The following is a 15923-nucleotide window of genomic DNA, read 5'->3' on the forward strand; positions in this document are numbered from 1 at the left end:
AGGAAGCGAATGGAGACGACGACGATGATCATGTTGTTCGTGGGACTGAGCTGCGAGGGTGAGACCGCCCGCATGTGCCGGGTCTTCGCGGATCCGGCGGCCTCCCGGGGCACTCCGGCGCTGAGCAGCACGCCAGTGCCGTCGCCCGCGAGCGGACACCGCACCACGAACGCGCTGCGCGACGAAGCCCCGCGCGCGAGCGCCACCGAAACGAATGAAGAGACGAACCGGCCGGAAGCGGCGGCGCGCCGGTGACGCTCGCGCTCGACGCGATGCCGAGAGTCGCCGGCTTTGACGTGCCCCGCAATCTCTACTGCGTGGCGCTCGCCCCGGCGCCGCTGTTCGGCATGCCTTACCCCACGAGTCGCGCGCGCGAAGCCTGGCAGGCGCTCGCCGCCGCAGGAGCGCGCGGCGTGCTTTGCCTGGCGGGCGCGAACCCCGAGTACGACCCGTCGCCGCTCGAGCTCATCGGAGCCGTCGAGCTGGAGGACCTCGTCTATGGAGGACCGCCTCGCGATCCAACGGCCGAGCTCGAGCTCGTTCGGCGGCAGGTGGATCGCGTGCTCGATCGGCTCACGGCGGGCTTGGGGAATGAGCCTGGCTCGGTCATCGAGTACCTCGATCGCCTGAACAGGGCTCGCGGACGCGTCCGCTGGCCGGAGGCCCCGTGGCAAGCGAATGTCGTGAGGGCAGCCGGAGCGTGGCGCCAGGGTGTGAGCCAACCCAGGTGGCGATGAAACAGCCGTCAGTCCTGCCCATCACCTTCGCAACGCGCCCTGCCGTCCCGGTTGCGTTGCTCGCCCTCCACGATGAGGCGCTGGGCGCGTTTCTCGCGCACGAGTATCGGCGTGCGCTCCCTCTGCTCGGGCGGCTAGCGCTGGCGCTTCCCGTCGGACACGGCCTGCGGCCAACGGTCCGAGCGAGCCGTGCGCGTGCGTACCTGGAGCTTGGCGACCTCGACGCGGCCCGGCGGGAGCTCGCGCTCGCCCGCGCGGCGGAGCCCGAAAACCCGATGTTTCGTGTGCTGGACATCATGCTGCGCCGGGCGGAGCGGGCGCGCGCGCGATGAGCGCGGTGAGTCATCATCAGATGACGCGCTCTTCCGCCGCGGCTGGGTGCTGAAGGACGACGAGCTCCTCGTGTTCGAGGACACGCGCGTGACCGTGCTGCGCGGGTGGCCGGACCCGAGGGCGTGGCTTCGAAGCGTGGGCCAGCCGTGGAGGGGTTGCCGACCGGGAGAGCCCATCCGGTGGCGCATCGGCGCGGCGACCCACCCGCGCTTCGTTGGCCGCCCGCGACTTCCTGGCGCGTTTTCCCGAGAGAGTGCTGTCCCTGGCTGGCGCCCTGCCCGAGCGCCACTGGCACCTGATCACGCTGCTCGCGCGCGTCCCCGGCGCGGACGACTTGGCGGACGACAACCTGGCGCTGGCGCACGCCATGTTCCGATCGCGGCCGGAGGATGGACACGCTCGCGATGGTGAAGATTGTCGAGCGGCTAGGTGTGCGAGCGGGCCACCGCAAACAGTCGCAAACGGCGGTGAAGCGGCGGTGAAGGTTGACGAGAGAATCGCCGGGATCGAGGCTCAGCAGCATGATTGCCACGCTGTTGCGGGCGCACTGACAGGCGGCGCCCGGGGGCTACTTCGCGGTGCGCGGGGGGAGCCGCTTCCTCCGCGGCTTACCCGTGACGGCGTGAACCAGGTGCTCCCACACTTCGCCGGAGGCGATCGCCGCCTCGATGCGCTCGCCGGAGACGCGCACGTACGCGCCCAGGCCACCCCTCGCCTCGCCGGAGGCGATCGCCGTCTCGACGCGCTCCAGGGGCACGAAGTTCCGCGCCAGCTCCTGCGCAGTCGTGCAGCGGCACGATCCTCCGCCCATGTAGCTACCGGCGCTGAGGTGGACCTCTCCGCTGCCGTTGACCGCGACGCTCGTCGTGGTTCGCCCCACCTGATCGCGAAGGATCACGACGTCGCCGAGGCCCGCGAGGGCTCCTGTTGCTGCAAGCTCTCTGGCCCACACCATCACCCGACGGGCGACGAGGAGGGCCTGTTCGTGGCGTTGACGTTCGCGGTCTTGCCGCTGCCGCGCCAGACGTTTCTCCCGTGCGGTCGGGACGGGTTCGCGCTTCAGGCGGGCGAGCTCGCGCAGCGCGCGGCGCGCCTCGGCCGGGATCTGGAAATCTGTCATGCCGGACCTCATCGATTCAGGCGTTGCCACCGTGCCGTTGAAGGTCGGTTGGCCGGGCGTCGCGGGGCCTTGTCCCTCAGCCCGTCTGGATGGGATTCGCAGAAGCTTAGCTCGCGATTGGCATCGAGCCAGCCGGCCACCCACCTCGCGCCGCCGCGGCACCGGCTGTCACACGTGCGCGGTACGAGCGCGGTGCGCGGCGGGCTGGGCCGTCGGCGAGGAGGCTGCGCTCGTCGAGGGTCGGGGCGACGCCGAGCTGGTCGTGAAGGCGAAGGCCGGCGACTACGGTTTCCTCGCTCTTTCACGCACCGCTGCCGAGATCGCCGTCGTCTGCGTGGCACCCGTCGCGAAACTTCTCCCTAAGCACGTTGAAGGTCAGGTGCTCCGGGTCCTCGACGGCGTGTGGAAGGAGAAGCGCACCCAACTCGAACTCAAGGCGTGGACCGAGGTCTTCATGGTGGCCACCTGCGACCGTTGATCACAGTGGCCGCGAATTGCCCCCGTTCGGGATGCCGCGCTGGCCGGTAATGCCAAGGAGCGGAGCGAGAGCGCTTCCTGCGGGGATTCAGGGTGCCGTCCACAGCGCGTCGAGCATCGATTGGTCGTGGACCTGCACGCCCAGCTCGCGCGCGCTGCGCGTTCCAGGCTCCACGCTGAGAAAGTTGAAGCTCGTCACGAGCGCCCAGTCGTCGCAGACGACAACCTTTGCGTGCGTGTCCCGTGCCTCCACGGAAATGCCGGAGCTTGCAAGGCGCTCCAGGCGCAAGCGAGCTGCCGGCTCAAGATCCGCCGCGCCGTGGATCACGCGCACCTCCACGCCCCTGCGCGCAGCGCGCTCGAGAGCATCGACCAGTGGCTCACTTAGGCCGCGCGTCGTCACTCGGTGCGAGTTGATCCGGAGTCGCTTGGTGGCGGCACTGATAGCTTGGACTAGGAGTTCTCGATGCTCGCCATCGTGTATGGGTACAGCTGCGCCGGACGCCGCCGCTGCCAACCCACGAACGTAGCTCGTTCGGCTCTCGCAAGCACGGCGCCAGGTGGCAACGCCAGTCGCTCCAAAGAGGAGGTTTGGCGGTGCTACAGGCTGTACATCGAGCAGGACTGAACCGCGCCGCTCGGAGCGACCGAACAACATGGGATCATCGAGGCAGCGCTCCTGGACCCGATAGTCGGGGATGATGCGGCGAATCCAGGCCAGAATCGCTTGCAGTCCCAGAGGCACTACACCGTCCGGACCCGACCGAAGATGAACGCCCAGTTCGTTGGTCTTTCGGTCGCCGGAGGCGTTCAGGAAGTTGCAGCTCGAAACGACCGCCCATTCCAGATCGCAGACGATCGCCTTCGCATGGGAGCCTGCGCCTCGGCTCGCGAAGATAAGGCTGCCGGAGGACGGGCGGGTATCATCGGCGAGGCGCTGCAAGAATCTCCAGCTTGCATCGACGACCGGCGGGCCCGTGTCGATACCCCAGACGAGCACGACGTTTGTCCCGCGTTCGAGCGCGGAGCGGAAGGCCTCCTGGATGCGGCCAGGATTTCCTAGCTGGCCGATCCATGGGCACGCCAGCACGACCTGCTGCTTCGCAGTGCCGAGGGCACGAATGGCAGCGTCCTGGAATCCGGCGGCTGTTGCGGACACCAGCGTCGGTTCCGCAGAATACGCGGCCAGAAGTTCCACGGCCGGGCGGGCACGTGCTTCGAGCGCGGCGAACTCGGCGTGCACGGTCGTGGGGTCGGGCGCGTCGCTCGCGAGCAGGGCCCCCATACGAGCGATGACCGCAGTGGGAAGCGCCACGATCGCCAGCTCATCTTCCTCGGTCGATGGCCCAGCAACCTTGATCTTCTGGAAGAACTGTCCTGAGCCGCGACCGAATCCACGCATCCAAAGATCGTCGAGCGCACTCGAGATGCGACGACGGACAAGCGTTGGTAGGCCGACCGGCTCCAAGATGGTCACGCGAGGCGGTTCATCTTCGCTGCGCTCGGTGGCATTGATCACGCTCTGGAGCAGAAGCCGCTGCGATCCAACGTGCCCTCCAGAGTTGGTCGGGCCCTTCGCACGGCGAACTCGCACGTTCAGGATGCGCGCGTCTCGGGGCAGAGGGTCACCTTGGAGCTCGGAGCCTGCCGCGTCGCGCGCGCGCCTGGCTCGCATCGCCTGTGTGACCGCGGTCAGCAACACCCCGGCAGGTAGCTCGTCGGGGGCGGGGACCGTGGTGTTCTCGGGCATCAGCGGCAAGCGCTGCCTTTCGAGAGGCGGAATTCGAGGCACTGAGAAGACCTCGCCCGATACCAGGTCCTGCGCCAGACGCACCGTTGAAGGCTCGGGGACCTGGGCCGACTGGAAGCGGACGAACCAATCCTTCTCCGGTCGCTCAGGGTCGCCAATGGCAGTGAGGACGCTTTCATGGACATGGAGCGTACCGTCGGGCTCCGCGTCCACGAGACCACGTCCAAGCAGATCGATGGCAACATCGAGCACCATTCGACTTGGGACCACGAGCGTCGCCGCAATCTGGTCGACTCTCGACGCGCCCAGCGCAACCGCCCGCACGACTGTTTGCTCCACGAGGCTGAGCCCGTCATGCGGGCCTAGCACGACCTCAACTTCGAAGGTCCTGCAGGGAATCAGCACTGATTGCATCTACGCTCTCCCTCGCACGTGGCGGAACCCTGCCGCGGCTGCATCTATCACGAAGCGACGCTCGCTCCGGAAGTAGGTCACCACCGCCTCCCAGAACGTTCCCTTGCCGTGCCCTGCAAAGTGCTCGAGGCAGCCGACGACGATCAGAAGACGTCGAGCACGGCTGAACATGACGTTGACCCGCGAGGGATCATCGAGGAATCCGATTGCCTTGCTCGTCTCCTCGATCGGGTTGCTACGTACGAGGCTGACAACGACCACCTCGGCCTGCCGTCCCTGGTAGGAATCGACTGTCCGGACCGTGCCTTCCTCAAGCCCCAGCTTTTCTTCAAGGAGGCGCCGTTGCCTCTTGTAGGGGGAGAGGACAGCGAGCGAGGGGATCCGCGCGTCGAAGGCTCTGACCGTCCCGACGCGATTGCGAAAGAAGTAGTCGATCGCACGCCACTCACACAGGTTCATGAGCCCACCATCCGAATTCTCGTACGAGTTCTCCTTCAGAGAGCTCGTGTCTATCCACACGAGAGCGGTCCCCGAGTATGGCGCGACCGTGATGCCGTGCTCTCGCTCGTGACGAACTTCGTCGGCCGTTTCGATGCCAAGGTCCGGATAGAACGCCTCCGAGATCAGGCCGGCGATGTCGGGATGCATGCGTCGCTGGACGCGCAGGGCGCCCCTTGGCGGATCACGCCGACCAGTAGCGACCGTCATGAGGTGATCGAAGTGGCGAAGGTAACGACGCCACTCAGGCGTCGGCCTGGCGCCGACGGCTTCAGCCGTGATTTGGTCGTCGATGTCACGTTGGAGCAGACGCTCCAGCTCGTCCTGCCGATGGGCTTTCAGTTGAGCGTGGTCGCCGACGAGGCACCACCGGGCGCCATGAACCATGGGAATGAAGAACTCTGTGATCCACCCGCGCGCCGCTTCCTCGATGATTACCCAGTCGAAAGAACTCGCCCCGCGAGAGCTGCCAAGCGCCTCGTGCGTGGCTTGTCCGGATGTGGCGAACACGAGACTCGACGCGCGCGGCAGGCGTCGCAGGAAATCAGCGCGAAGCTCAACGTCTCCTGAACTTGCCCGATTCCGCCACTCGGAAACCAGAGAACGCATGCGACCGTGGGGAGTCTTCGCCTCGGAGATCTCCCGCAGGAGCATCGCGGCGCGAGACGCGAGGAGGTAGTCCCTCGCGCGGGGGCTCACACTGTCGATCGTCCCTGCGCTTGCGATTCGGAGCGCCGAGAGACCATCGACTCGATCGATGACCCCTTCCAACAGGTTGTCGAGGGCGTGATGGCTCTGCGCGGACACGAGAACGCGAGCGAACGGGTCCTCCGCGACGAGCCGCCTGACCAGTTCAACAGCTGTATATGTCTTGCCGGTACCGGGGGGGCCCTGAAGGGCGAAGATTGGCCAGGTTTCGTGAATCCTTTCGAGCAGCTGCTGAGTGTCGTCGGCGGTGATGGTAGACGGAGCCAACTGCGACGGGATGCGAACCGCCCGCGGCGATCGAACCTGGGCAGCAAGGTGACCATACCGCTGCTCCACCTCGTGTATCGCGTCGGTCTGCCGCGAGAGATTCGAGAGAGTTCCGGTGTCGTCGGGCATTAGCCAGCCCGCGTCCGGGAGGCCAAGCACAGCGCTCTCAACGCGAAAAGCGCAGGCATACGGATCCAGTACGCGCTCAAATTGCAGCCTGGCGATGGGCTCCCGGTCCCCGGGCTGCAACTTCAGCCAGAACTTCAGCGATTCGTCTGCCTCTGCAGCCCTGCGGGCCAGGTCCCCGAACACCTGGCCCATGGGCTCCTGTGGCGAAACCGTCGCCCAGAGCCGATCGAACGCGCCCTGCGCATCGTCGGATGCGGTCGGTGGAGTTTCCACAGCTCGCAGGAAGATGAGGTCCCCTTGCTCATGCTCCCGGGTGACGGAAAACCATCGCCGACGAAGGTCAGCCCGCTGAACATCCACGAGCCAACGCGCGGTGGCAAGGACGGGGTCCTGAACGCTCCGCCCGCCGTCGTACTGGACAGTGGGCACGAGGTCGCTCCAGGCCCCCGTGCCTGCCGGTCTCGCCGGGCGGCGACCCCGTGCGGGCACCGCGGACAAGTACGAGCACATCACCCGCGGCGCGGCCCTTTGGCGCGGAGCGCGCCGGAGTACGCCCGCCCGATCTACCGGCAGCATGTGCTTCACCACGAGCCGAGCGCGGTCCTCCCCGGGCCGGTTGTGGTCGAGGTGCTGGCAGAAGTATGCGTACGCGCGTCCGAGAAGGACCACTTTCGCCGCGGCGGCAATCGCCCGATCGCCGCGCCGCTCCCAGGGCTCGAAGCCGTCGGGGGCCCACGCGAGTACCGCGCGCGCGAGGTCATTCTCGATGAGCTCGTTGTACTCCCTGAAGTCCGGGTCGGAGGGATGCGACTGTGCGCGTCCGTCGGTGTAGAGGCGATCGATCGATTCGGAGAGGTAGAGCAACTCGTAGGCTGGCGCCTCGTCGCCGGCCCGCCACTCGAGGTCCCCCAGGATCGCGCCATACGCCGTCGACAGAAGATCGTGCGCGGCCACGCCGCTCGGTACGCGGTTCCGGCGGTCAGTCGCAGTCATCGCGTCCAGCAGGCGCTCCAGGGTCGTTGGGAGCTGGGCCTGGCGGAGCTGTGTCCGGCGTTCTTCCGCCCATCGGCGATGGGCTTCCGGCGAGTACGTCTCGTGTGGTGGCGCCAGTGGACCAGCGAGCAGGGCGATACCCACCATTCCGAGGCTGAACACATCGGTCGCGTAGGTTTCCACGTCCTGTGCTGGCAGTCCCTCAACCACTGCGAGGCGCTCGGGGGCGAGCATCCACCGAGAGGTTACTTCGGTCGGCGCCAACGCTGGCGTGCGCATGTCAGGCCTTGGTCGAAACCACGCCGAGACAAAGGACGACATTTGAAAGCCATCGACAACCAACGAGCCCTGTTCGTCGGCGACGCGAAGCGCCTGAAGCGAAAGGTTCCGGTGAAGCAGCCCCTCTTCGTGCATCGCGGCGACCGCTTCGACTATCGCAAAATACGCCAAGAACGCGCGCTTTCGATCCGCTCCGAGGGCTTCGAGCAAGTCCTGCTGTTCAGCCAGCTCGACGCCGGAGTCGGCCACGATCAGGTAGCCGAGCTCCAGCCCGTGGATGTACTCGGCTTCCCGGAGTCGCGGCAGCGCCCGATGGCCGCGCGTGCTGAGCCTCAGGAGCGCACGGGTCTCGTTTCGCCAGTGTGCGTGAAGCAATGGTCCCGCGGTCGTGTCGAATCCGTACACGCGCAGCAGGTCGCACGTGGCGGCACCCTCAGGGAAGATCGGCACTTCCCAGATCGCGTTCGGGACTATTTCTGTCGGCGCTTGGTCAGGTTCACCCGACAGGCGGTACCGGCCATGGAAGCGCCCGCCTTCCTCGAAGAGCGGGATGAGTCGCTCGAGCATTTCCCCGGTGTCCATTGCGAAGCGCCTCCCTGGAACGCAGGAAGCTACACCGATCGCGGAGACGGCGAAATCGTGCGACAAGGGCCGTCGCAGGAAGCCGCGAATGCTCGGGAGCGCGGCGCTTCGTGCGCACGACTGCGAGTTGACGCCGATCAAGCGAAGGGGTTGCGCATAGGCGACCCGCGATTGGAACCTACGACTCCCTTGCGGGAGGATGATGGGCAGGCCCATGGCCATGCCACGGGTGCCGGCGGCTTGCGCCGCCTTGGGCAAGCACCACTGCTCGGCGATGAACCCCGCTTGCCCGCGCTGCTTGCCCACACCCGCTTGGACAAGCCTTCGGCTTGCCCACATGCCCAAAGGCCCGACGACTACGATTCAAGAATTTCCCCGAGCAGCTGTCGCGCGCCACCCACATCCCCATCATCGAGCAGCCGCACCACCTCCTCGATCTTGCTGCGCACCCATGCTGCATGTGCAGCAACCGACTTCGCCGCCAAACCGTTGCCCGCCGCGCCCACCAGAGTGACACCCGCGGCCACCACCGGACACCGGCGCTCCACCGCACTTTCTCCACGTGGCACTCGCTGACACTCTTCCGCCCGCTCGTGTCCGCTGAGCGCCACCCTTTCGTAAACCGTAGGTCTCGAGTTCAAGTCTCGAAGCTGGCTCCAGGAGATTGCAGCGGAATCCCGGACCGCTTGCTGCACCGGTGCAGCAATCGCAACGGTCCGGAGGTCGAGCTTGATGCTCTCGACCGCCTTCCGCATGACCTCCAGGTCGGTGTTACCGTTGCGGCCGCTTCCGCGCGGGCGACCAGGTGTCGGGCGAGTCGGAGCCCGTGGAGGATCCGCGCACCGAGATTGCCGGGTTGTACAAGACCGCGAAGCTCGAGGTGAGGAACCGGCCGGCGGCGAACCTTTCATCGCCGCCGCCGTGGCTCGACGTCCCGCCTGCGCTCGAAGTGTACCGAGCACGTGGCCATCGCCGGCTCGATCCGAAAACGTACGAGGGGAAGTGCCGCTCCTGCAGGTGGGGCGCGAAGATGGCCGTCGAGATGATCATCGACCAGTGGAAGCCGACCAACGTGAAGTGGAGAGCCGAAACACCCTGTTACGGGCCGAAGTCGTGCTCGCTCTACCGGGCGGGCGCAACGAGGAAGGTGCCGGGGCGGAAGGGGATGAGCTGGCAGGAGGAGGACTGGGTGGACGAGGAGGCGACGAGGCATCGAGCGGACGACGACTGACCGCGAAAATCAGCCGAGGCGACGAAAGCCTTCGGCCGTATCGAGCGCCCTGTCGAACGAAGCCACGTCCCCGATTGCGCCCTCGCGTTGCAGCACGACCAGGAGCGCATCGTTGAAGTTCAGCGCGCCGGCCGATGCCTCGACGACGTCCATGATCGCACCAAAGCGGCGGCCGACGTCGCCGCTGACAGGAGCAATCTGTCCGGCTTCGTGCCAACGGCGCACGACCGAAGTGGCCATCGACAGATCGGTGGACTTCGAGCGCCGCTATTGAGCCCGCCGGCAGATCACTGAAACGGCCTCGGCCACGAAGACGTCAAAGAGCAAGGCCACGTGACCGTCACGCTTCAGCCCGTCGATGAGCTCCGTGGCGCGAGCGTTGTGGAGGTCCGCCTTGTCGAGCCAACCCACGATGACGTTGGCGTCGAGAACGACTTCAGCCATCGTAGAGCGCCTTGCAGTCCTCCACGGCGTCGCCGCCGAGGCTCACGACGCCTCGGGCCGCTTCGAGAAGCTCCCAGGTGACGGGCCTGTAGCGCGGGCTGGATTCGGCGGCACGCACCACGAGGTCGCGGTCGCTGGGCTGTAGCTTGGCGAGCTGCTCCACCAAGGGTTTGAGCGACTCGGGAACGACGACGGGCTCTGGAGTGGGCCTGGGCTGGGCCATGACGGCCTCATGATACCACCCAGGCGCGCGACCGCATCCCACGTTCAGCCGAGGCTGGCCGTCGCCGCGACGCTCAGCCGCTCGATGAGCCGACCACCCAGGCGCGCGACCGCATCCCACGTTCAGCCGAGGCTGGCCGTCGCCGCGACGCTCAGCCGCTCGATGAGCCGTCGGCTGGGTCCACGAGCGCAAAGACCATGAGGGACGCCGGAGAAAGGGCTGCACGGGCCACACGACTCGGCCGCGGGTGTCAGTTCGCTCGCAACGGAGATCGGTGCTGCGGAGCTTGCTGCACACCCCCGCTGCATCCGCGCCATTCTCCGCCGTCGCGACACCGTCGTTCACGCGGTCGTTTCGTAAACCGTAGGTCTCGAGCTCGAGTCTCGAAGTTGGCTCTAGAGGTTCCCCTCGCCTACGGCTTCCTCAAGAGCTTGAAGACCGGGCCGGAAAAGACGCTCCGCGTGCCGTTCACCTGATTGCCCCAGTCGTAGAGCGAGCAGAACTTCCAGTAGCCGGCGTTCGGCTCCAGGTCGGGGTAGCCGACGTTCTTGTCGGTGATGTTCACGTACTGAGTGCCGTTGGCCCAGAGCCGCACGTAGGCGCCGTCGGTCGCGTACCCGAACTTCACCTCGAAGACCAGCTCGACCACCGTGTCGGCCTGCAGCGGGAAGATGGGAGTGTGCAGGGTGGTCCCGCCGGTCGGGACCTGCCGGAGCGAGAACCGAAGCGCGCCCTGGTTGAGCGAGAGCGAGAAGGGCGGCGAGCCGGTGTTGCCGTTGTGGTGGAACTGAAAGCCGATGATGCTGTCGCCCGTGTTGGCGACGTCTCCGGTCACGTAGAACGGAAACTCCATCCGCCACTCGCTGCCGAAGGGAACGCTGCCCGTGAAGCTGCTGGTGAGCTCGGTGCGCGGGTAGGTCGCGCTCGACTTCCACTGGTCGCCGGCCTGGATCCAGGTGCGGAGCACCGAGCCGGGACCGTGCGCGTTCGGGACGAGCTCGGTCCGGTTCGCGTTCGTGGTCTGGACGTAGACTCCGGCGTTCGACCAGCCTCCGTTCGTGCCCGCGCCGCTCCATGGACCGAAGTCCTGCCAGCCGCCGCCGTTCGCTCGGTACCTGCCGTTCGTCCCCTGTGCGAAGTCCATCTCGAACACGGACTGGGTGTAGAGGCCGGGGCTCCCCACCACCGCTCCCCCGCTTCCGCCACTGCCACTGCCGCCGCCCGCGCCGCCGGTCGCGCCGCCGCTGCCGCCGGCGTCGCCGCCTGCACCGGCCGCGCCGCCCGTCGAGCCGCCGCTGCCGCCGCCGCCTGCTGCGCCGCCCGTCCCCGCGCCGCCGCCCGTCGAGCCCGCGCTGCCCCCGCCGCCGGACTCTCCGCCGCCTCCGTCGTCGCCGCCCGAGCTGCACGCGAGGCCGAGCGCCGCACCGAGCACGAGCGCGATTGTCTGCTCCGACCACGCCACGCCTCGAGGCTACGCCCGCGCCTGGTGCGCGTCGAGCGACCCGTGTCGCCTGGGCATGCGACGTGATCTAGGCTCAGCACGGCATGCGGCGTCTGCTCCTCCTGCTCTGCTCCCTCTCCGTGTCTTGCTCGAGCGACGACGGCGGCAGTGAGGGCACCGGCGGCAGCGGGAGCGGCGGCACCGCGGGGGCGGCGGGCAGCGGCGGGGGCACGAGCGACGCGGGCTGCGTGGACTTCACGGCTTGCGCCAACTGCCTGACCACCGCGTGCGTGCCCGAGCTGAAGGCGTGCGACGCAGTGCCCGCTTGCTTGCAGGGGCAGTTCGACCAGAAGGACTGCTTCGACAAGTGCCTGCCCGCGAGCGGGTGCTGGTCGACCCTCGAGGTCTCGGCGGGCTCGACCGCGAAGGCGCTGCGAGCCTGCGCGAAGTCGGCGTGTCCGGCGTGTCAGCCCTGACTACGGCAACGTCTTCAGGAACCCGTCGATGCGCTTGGTGATCGCGTCGACGTGGAGCGGGAACGTCATGTGTCCGCCCTCGATCCAGAGCACGGGTGGCTCGCCCCACTGCCGCCACTGCGCCTCGGCCAGATCGGCGTCGATGTACACGTCCTCGCGCGCCTGGATCCAGAGCTGGCGCTCCGGCGCGAGCAGCGGCCGGTAGCTCGACAGACCCAGGCGGCGGAACAGATCCTTCCGCTGCTCGGCGTCCACGCCCCAGCGCTCGAGATCTTGCTTCATGCGCCAGAGGATCGGCGCCTCCTCCACCGCGGACTCGAGCTCCAGGTGCGAGATGATCGGCACGATGAAATCCGGTAGCGGCGCGAGACACGCCAGCAACATGGTGATGGCTCCGCCCAGGCTGATTCCGGTCACGCCGATGCGCGAGTAGCCCTGGCCCCGCAGCCAGGTCATCACCGAGCGCACGTCGCACACGGCCTGGCGCACGCCCTCCATCGAGCGCACCAGATCGGCGGTCCAGAAGAACTCGCCGCTGAACAGCGCCTCCTTGGGTTTGCGCGAGCCGTGAAAGGGCAGCGCGACGTGCACGATGTCCGTGTCGAGCTCCTTCGCCCACTTGCGGAACAGCGTGGTCTCCTCCGCCCAGGAGCCCGGCTCCAGCCAGCCGTGCACGTAGATCAGGCAGGTCGTGCGCGGCGCGCCCGCCGGACGGATCCAGCGCGCCTGCGCCTTCAGGTTGGCCGCGTACTCGTGCTCGTGGCGCGAGCGGTAGCGCGGACAGATCACCTCGTGCGTGCTGGTCCAGCTCAGAGTGGAGGTGCGGAGGGCGCGGTCCACGAGCGTCCGGCGCATGCGTAGGTCGCTGATGGGACGCGGCTCCGGGAAGAGCTGAGGCGGCGGCAGATCCAGGTACGGGTGCAGGTAGCCGATGGTGTTCTGCTTGGCCCCGCGCACGTGGAGCAGGCGGGACAGGGCCCCTGCCACGCGATCGGCGCTCTTTCCGTAGCCCATGGGGACGGGGATTATATGGCGCTGCCCAATGAGTGCTAGCGTGCGTCCACCGTGAGCGCGGGGTCTGCCGAGATCTACGAGCTGTTTCTGGCGCTCGCGCCGGCTCGCATCGGCGCCGCGCGCTCCGCGCTCGAGCTCGCCGAGCCCGAGGAGCGGGCGCGGGAGCTGTGCGCGGCGCTCGTCCCCTTCGCGGTCGACGCCGCTCTGCTCGGCGCCGACGGCATCACCGCTCTGGCCCGGGCGCTGGCGTACTCGCCGGGGGCGCCCCGCGCCGAGCAGGAGCGCGGGCTCGACACGCTGGAGGAGAGCATCGAGGCGCTGAGCCACGGCGACGAGTCGGGCGCGCGCGTGGACGAGGCCGCGCTCCTCGCCCGCGCCGCGGAGCTTCGAGCGGCAGTCGGCGAGAGCGAGGAACCGAGCGCCGCGGAGCCGGCGGCGGGCCCCGCCGCCGCCGCTCCGGTGCCCGCGGACGACGAGACGCACTGGGTGCCGGCGCTGGCCGAGGACATGGTGGCCGCTTTCCTCGACGAGTGCGGCGAGCGCCTCGACGGGCTGGCGGAGCGCCTGCTCGTGCTCGAGGAGCAGAGCGACAACAAGGAGCTGGTCAGCGAGGTCTTCCGCGACCTGCACACGCTCAAAGGCGGCAGCGCCTTCGCCGGGCTGAAGAAGCTGAACCGCGTCGCGCACCTGGCCGAAGATCTGATCGGCGAGCTGCGCGACGGCAAGCGGAGCTGCGATCGCGCGCTGGTCGACTTGCTGCTGGAGACGCTCGACGCGCTGCGCGCCATCGTCGAGCGAGCGCGAGCGCGCGCGCCCATCGACGTGGACGTGAGCGATCTGCTCCGCCGCCTGAAGGATCCGAAGGCGCCCAAGGGCGCCGCCGCCCCCAAGCCCGTCGCCGAGGCGGCCCCGAGCGCGGAAAAGCCCCGGGAGGCCGCCGCACCAGCCCCAGCCGCTGCCCCCGCGGCCGCCAGCACGCTGCGCATCGAGTTCGAGAAGGTGGACCAGCTCCTGAACCTGGTCGGCGAGGTCGTGCTCGCCCGCGGCCGGCTCTCCACCGCCGCCGAGGTGCAGGGCGCGCTCTTGCGCGAGGTGAGCCAGCTCCGGAAGAAGCTCGCGCTGGTGCTCCCCGCAGAGAGCGGCCGTCCCGGCACCGCCGGCGCGCTCGACGACTTGCAGCGCACCGAGCGCGTGCTGCGCGAGACCTGGAGCGATCTGGACGCGGGGCTCGGCGGCCTGGGCCTCGCGGTGGGGCAGCTCCGCGACAACGTGATGAAGCTCCGCATGGTGCCCATCGCGCGCCTGTTCACCAAGTACCAGCGCACGGTGCGCGAGCTCGGCAGCAAGCTGGGCAAAGAGGTGCGCGTCGAGCTCGAAGGCGCCGACACCGAGCTCGACAAGGTGCTGGTCGAGCGCCTGGAGGATCCGCTGCTTCACCTGGTGCGGAACGCGGTGGACCACGGAGTGGAGCTGCCGGACGTGCGCGCGGCGCGAGGCAAGCCCCGGGCGGGTCTGGTGCGCCTCGCCGCCCACCAGCGCGGCGGTCAGATCGTGGTGACCATCAGCGACGACGGCGGCGGCATGGATCCCGAGCGCCTGCGCCAGAAGGCCATCGAGAAGGGCATCCTGAGCCCGGAGGAGGCCGCGGCGCTCGACGACCGCGGGAGCTTCGACCTGATCTTCCGCGCCGGTTTCTCCACCGCGAGCCAGGTCTCGGACGTCTCCGGTCGCGGCGTCGGCATGGACGTGGTGCGCGACGCCATCGGCAAGCTCAAGGGCAGCATCGTGATCTCGTCGGAGCTCGGCCGGGGCACGCGGATGGAGCTCCGCCTGCCGCTGACCCTGGCCATCACGCAGGTTCTCGCCGCGCGGGTGGGCGGCGAGCTGGTGGCCATCCCGCTCGACGCCGTGGTCAGCGGGGAGACGCTGCGCGCGGGCGATCTCGAGAACGTGGCCGACGGCGTCTGCCTGCGCGTCAACGAGCAGCTCGTCCCCGTCGTCGATCTGTGCGACGTGCTCGGGCTCACCAACGACGGCTCGCTGGCGGACGCCGGAGAGAGCGCGGTGGTCATCGTGGACGTCGGCTCCGATCGCCTGGGCCTGTCAGTGCAGCAGCTGCTCGGCCGGCACGAGGTCGTGATCAAGTCGCTGGGCCCGCTCCTGGCGGGCGCGACCTGCGCCGCGGGCGCCACCCTGATCGGCGACCGCGTGCTCCTGGTGGTGGACCTGCTCGAGGTCGCCCGCCGTGCCCGCGAGCCCGCCGCCACGCGGGCCGCGCCGCTGCGTCCGGCCGTGCGCTCCAAGTCGCGCGCGAAGGTGCTGGTCGCGGAAGACAGCGACGTCATCCGCGAGGCCATCCGTCGCGAGCTCAGCCGCGCGGGCTTCGACGTGGTGGCCGCCGAGGACGGCGCCGTCGCGCTGGAGCGGGCGCGCGCCGAGCAGTTCGACGCCGTCAGCACCGACGTGATGATGCCCAAGCTCGACGGCTACGAGCTGACGCGCGCGCTGCGCAAGGATCCGCGCTACGAGAAGGTGCCGATCGTGATGGTCACCAGCAAGGACGCGCGCATCGACACGCTGCGCGGCATGGACGCGGGCGCGGACCTCTACCTGACCAAGCCCGCCGACGCCGGCGAGCTGGTGCGGGCGCTGGACTCGCTGCTCGCCAAGCGGAAGTCCGGGTAAATCGACGGGTTCCCCGCCTCGCAGTTTTGCCGCGCCGGCTCCGCCGAGCGGTGCTAGGGTGCGCCGCTTCGCGCGCCCGTGGGCACTACCGGCCACCGGCGAACGCGAGAGACCGAGCACGC

The 15923-nt window shown here is 68.5% G+C and carries 15 protein-coding genes and 1 riboswitch; of the genes, 7 read left to right on the forward strand and 8 right to left on the reverse strand.

Translation table 11 applies throughout. The annotated features are described in order from the left end of the window. The first annotated feature begins 9 nt into the window (after positions 1-9). The 3 genes from HS104_24365 to HS104_24375 are packed head-to-tail and all read left to right on the forward strand — an operon-like array spanning position 10 to position 1069. Entirely contained in the window at positions 10-255 is a 246-nt protein-coding gene (locus HS104_24365; GenBank protein ID MBE7483094.1) for a hypothetical protein, read from the forward strand. Between the two features lie 41 nt (positions 256-296). Next, positions 297-737 carry a hypothetical protein gene (locus HS104_24370; GenBank protein MBE7483095.1) on the forward strand — a complete coding sequence of 147 codons (441 nt, stop codon included), beginning with the start codon at positions 297-299 and terminating at the stop codon, positions 735-737. Beyond that, positions 734-1069, forward strand: a complete 336-nt coding sequence (locus HS104_24375) for a hypothetical protein (protein MBE7483096.1) — start codon at positions 734-736, stop codon at positions 1067-1069. Before HS104_24370 ends, HS104_24375 begins: the two co-directional genes overlap by 4 nt. Before the next feature lie 569 nt (positions 1070-1638). Here HS104_24375 and HS104_24380 read toward each other — a convergent pair. Continuing rightward, positions 1639-2190, reverse strand: coding sequence for a hypothetical protein (locus tag HS104_24380; protein ID MBE7483097.1), 552 nt, complete (start codon positions 2188-2190; stop codon positions 1639-1641). Between the two features lie 5 nt (positions 2191-2195). After that, positions 2196-2286: riboswitch (SAM riboswitch) on the reverse strand. 166 nt (positions 2287-2452) lie between these two features. Here HS104_24380 and HS104_24385 point away from each other — a divergent pair. Further along, the gene (locus tag HS104_24385; GenBank protein ID MBE7483098.1) at positions 2453-2668 is read left to right on the forward strand and encodes a hypothetical protein; all 216 of its coding nucleotides are present in this window, start codon (positions 2453-2455) and stop codon (positions 2666-2668) included. Positions 2669-2755: 87 nt separating this feature from the next. Here HS104_24385 and HS104_24390 read toward each other — a convergent pair whose 3' ends face one another. Further along, the gene (locus tag HS104_24390; GenBank protein MBE7483099.1) at positions 2756-4831 is read right to left on the reverse strand and encodes a hypothetical protein; all 2076 of its coding nucleotides are present in this window, start codon (positions 4829-4831) and stop codon (positions 2756-2758) included. Then, positions 4832-8287: a hypothetical protein gene (locus HS104_24395; GenBank protein ID MBE7483100.1), complete on the reverse strand. Its 3456-nt coding sequence runs from the start codon at positions 8285-8287 to the stop codon at positions 4832-4834. A gap of 805 nt (positions 8288-9092) precedes the next feature. Between HS104_24395 and HS104_24400 the strand changes: the two genes are divergently transcribed. Next, a complete protein-coding gene (locus HS104_24400; protein ID MBE7483101.1) occupies positions 9093-9518 on the forward strand; it encodes a hypothetical protein in 426 nt (141 codons plus the stop codon). Positions 9519-9527: 9 nt separating this feature from the next. On the opposite strand, the gene HS104_24405 is transcribed toward HS104_24400, so the two are convergent. The 4 genes from HS104_24405 to HS104_24420 form a co-directional block, all read right to left on the reverse strand. Further along, positions 9528-9758: a hypothetical protein gene (locus tag HS104_24405; protein MBE7483102.1), complete on the reverse strand. Its 231-nt coding sequence runs from the start codon at positions 9756-9758 to the stop codon at positions 9528-9530. 27 nt (positions 9759-9785) lie between these two features. Beyond that, positions 9786-9962, reverse strand: a complete 177-nt coding sequence (locus tag HS104_24410) for a hypothetical protein (protein ID MBE7483103.1) — start codon at positions 9960-9962, stop codon at positions 9786-9788. Beyond that, positions 9955-10185 carry a hypothetical protein gene (locus tag HS104_24415; protein MBE7483104.1) on the reverse strand — a complete coding sequence of 77 codons (231 nt, stop codon included), beginning with the start codon at positions 10183-10185 and terminating at the stop codon, positions 9955-9957. Before HS104_24415 ends, HS104_24410 begins: the two co-directional genes overlap by 8 nt. Before the next feature lie 412 nt (positions 10186-10597). Next, positions 10598-11647 carry a heparin lyase I family protein gene (locus tag HS104_24420; GenBank protein MBE7483105.1) on the reverse strand — a complete coding sequence of 350 codons (1050 nt, stop codon included), beginning with the start codon at positions 11645-11647 and terminating at the stop codon, positions 10598-10600. An 83-nt stretch (positions 11648-11730) separates the two neighbouring features. On the opposite strand from HS104_24420, the gene HS104_24425 reads away from it, so the two are divergent. Then, positions 11731-12102: a hypothetical protein gene (locus HS104_24425; protein ID MBE7483106.1), complete on the forward strand. Its 372-nt coding sequence runs from the start codon at positions 11731-11733 to the stop codon at positions 12100-12102. Here the strand turns inward: HS104_24425 and HS104_24430 are convergent, their stop codons facing one another. Further along, entirely contained in the window at positions 12103-13116 is a 1014-nt protein-coding gene (locus tag HS104_24430) for an alpha/beta fold hydrolase (protein MBE7483107.1), read from the reverse strand. 51 nt (positions 13117-13167) lie between these two features. Here HS104_24430 and HS104_24435 point away from each other — a divergent pair, with 51 nt between their 5' ends. Continuing rightward, positions 13168-15801, forward strand: a complete 2634-nt coding sequence (locus tag HS104_24435) for a response regulator (protein ID MBE7483108.1) — start codon at positions 13168-13170, stop codon at positions 15799-15801. The last annotated feature ends 122 nt before the right edge of the window (positions 15802-15923 follow it).

It is taken from the genome of Polyangiaceae bacterium (genome assembly GCA_015075635.1).
Lineage (GTDB): Bacteria > Myxococcota_A > Polyangia > Polyangiales > Polyangiaceae > JADJKB01.

Bases quoted from the DNA above. Each gene is read 5' to 3' on its own strand.
- HS104_24365 (MBE7483094.1), top strand. From the start codon at position 10: ATGGAGACGACGACGATGATCATGTTGTTCGTGGGACTGAGCTGCGAG.
- HS104_24375 (MBE7483096.1), top strand. From the start codon at position 734: ATGAAACAGCCGTCAGTCCTGCCCATCACCTTCGCAACGCGCCCTGCC.
- HS104_24380 (MBE7483097.1), bottom strand. From the start codon at position 2,190: ATGACAGATTTCCAGATCCCGGCCGAGGCGCGCCGCGCGCTGCGCGAG.
- HS104_24390 (MBE7483099.1), bottom strand. From the start codon at position 4,831: ATGCAATCAGTGCTGATTCCCTGCAGGACCTTCGAAGTTGAGGTCGTG.
- HS104_24395 (MBE7483100.1), bottom strand. From the start codon at position 8,287: ATGGACACCGGGGAAATGCTCGAGCGACTCATCCCGCTCTTCGAGGAA.
- HS104_24405 (MBE7483102.1), bottom strand. From the start codon at position 9,758: ATGGCCACTTCGGTCGTGCGCCGTTGGCACGAAGCCGGACAGATTGCT.
- HS104_24410 (MBE7483103.1), bottom strand. From the start codon at position 9,962: ATGGCTGAAGTCGTTCTCGACGCCAACGTCATCGTGGGTTGGCTCGAC.
- HS104_24415 (MBE7483104.1), bottom strand. From the start codon at position 10,185: ATGGCCCAGCCCAGGCCCACTCCAGAGCCCGTCGTCGTTCCCGAGTCG.
- HS104_24425 (MBE7483106.1), top strand. From the start codon at position 11,731: ATGCGGCGTCTGCTCCTCCTGCTCTGCTCCCTCTCCGTGTCTTGCTCG.
- HS104_24430 (MBE7483107.1), bottom strand. From the start codon at position 13,116: ATGGGCTACGGAAAGAGCGCCGATCGCGTGGCAGGGGCCCTGTCCCGC.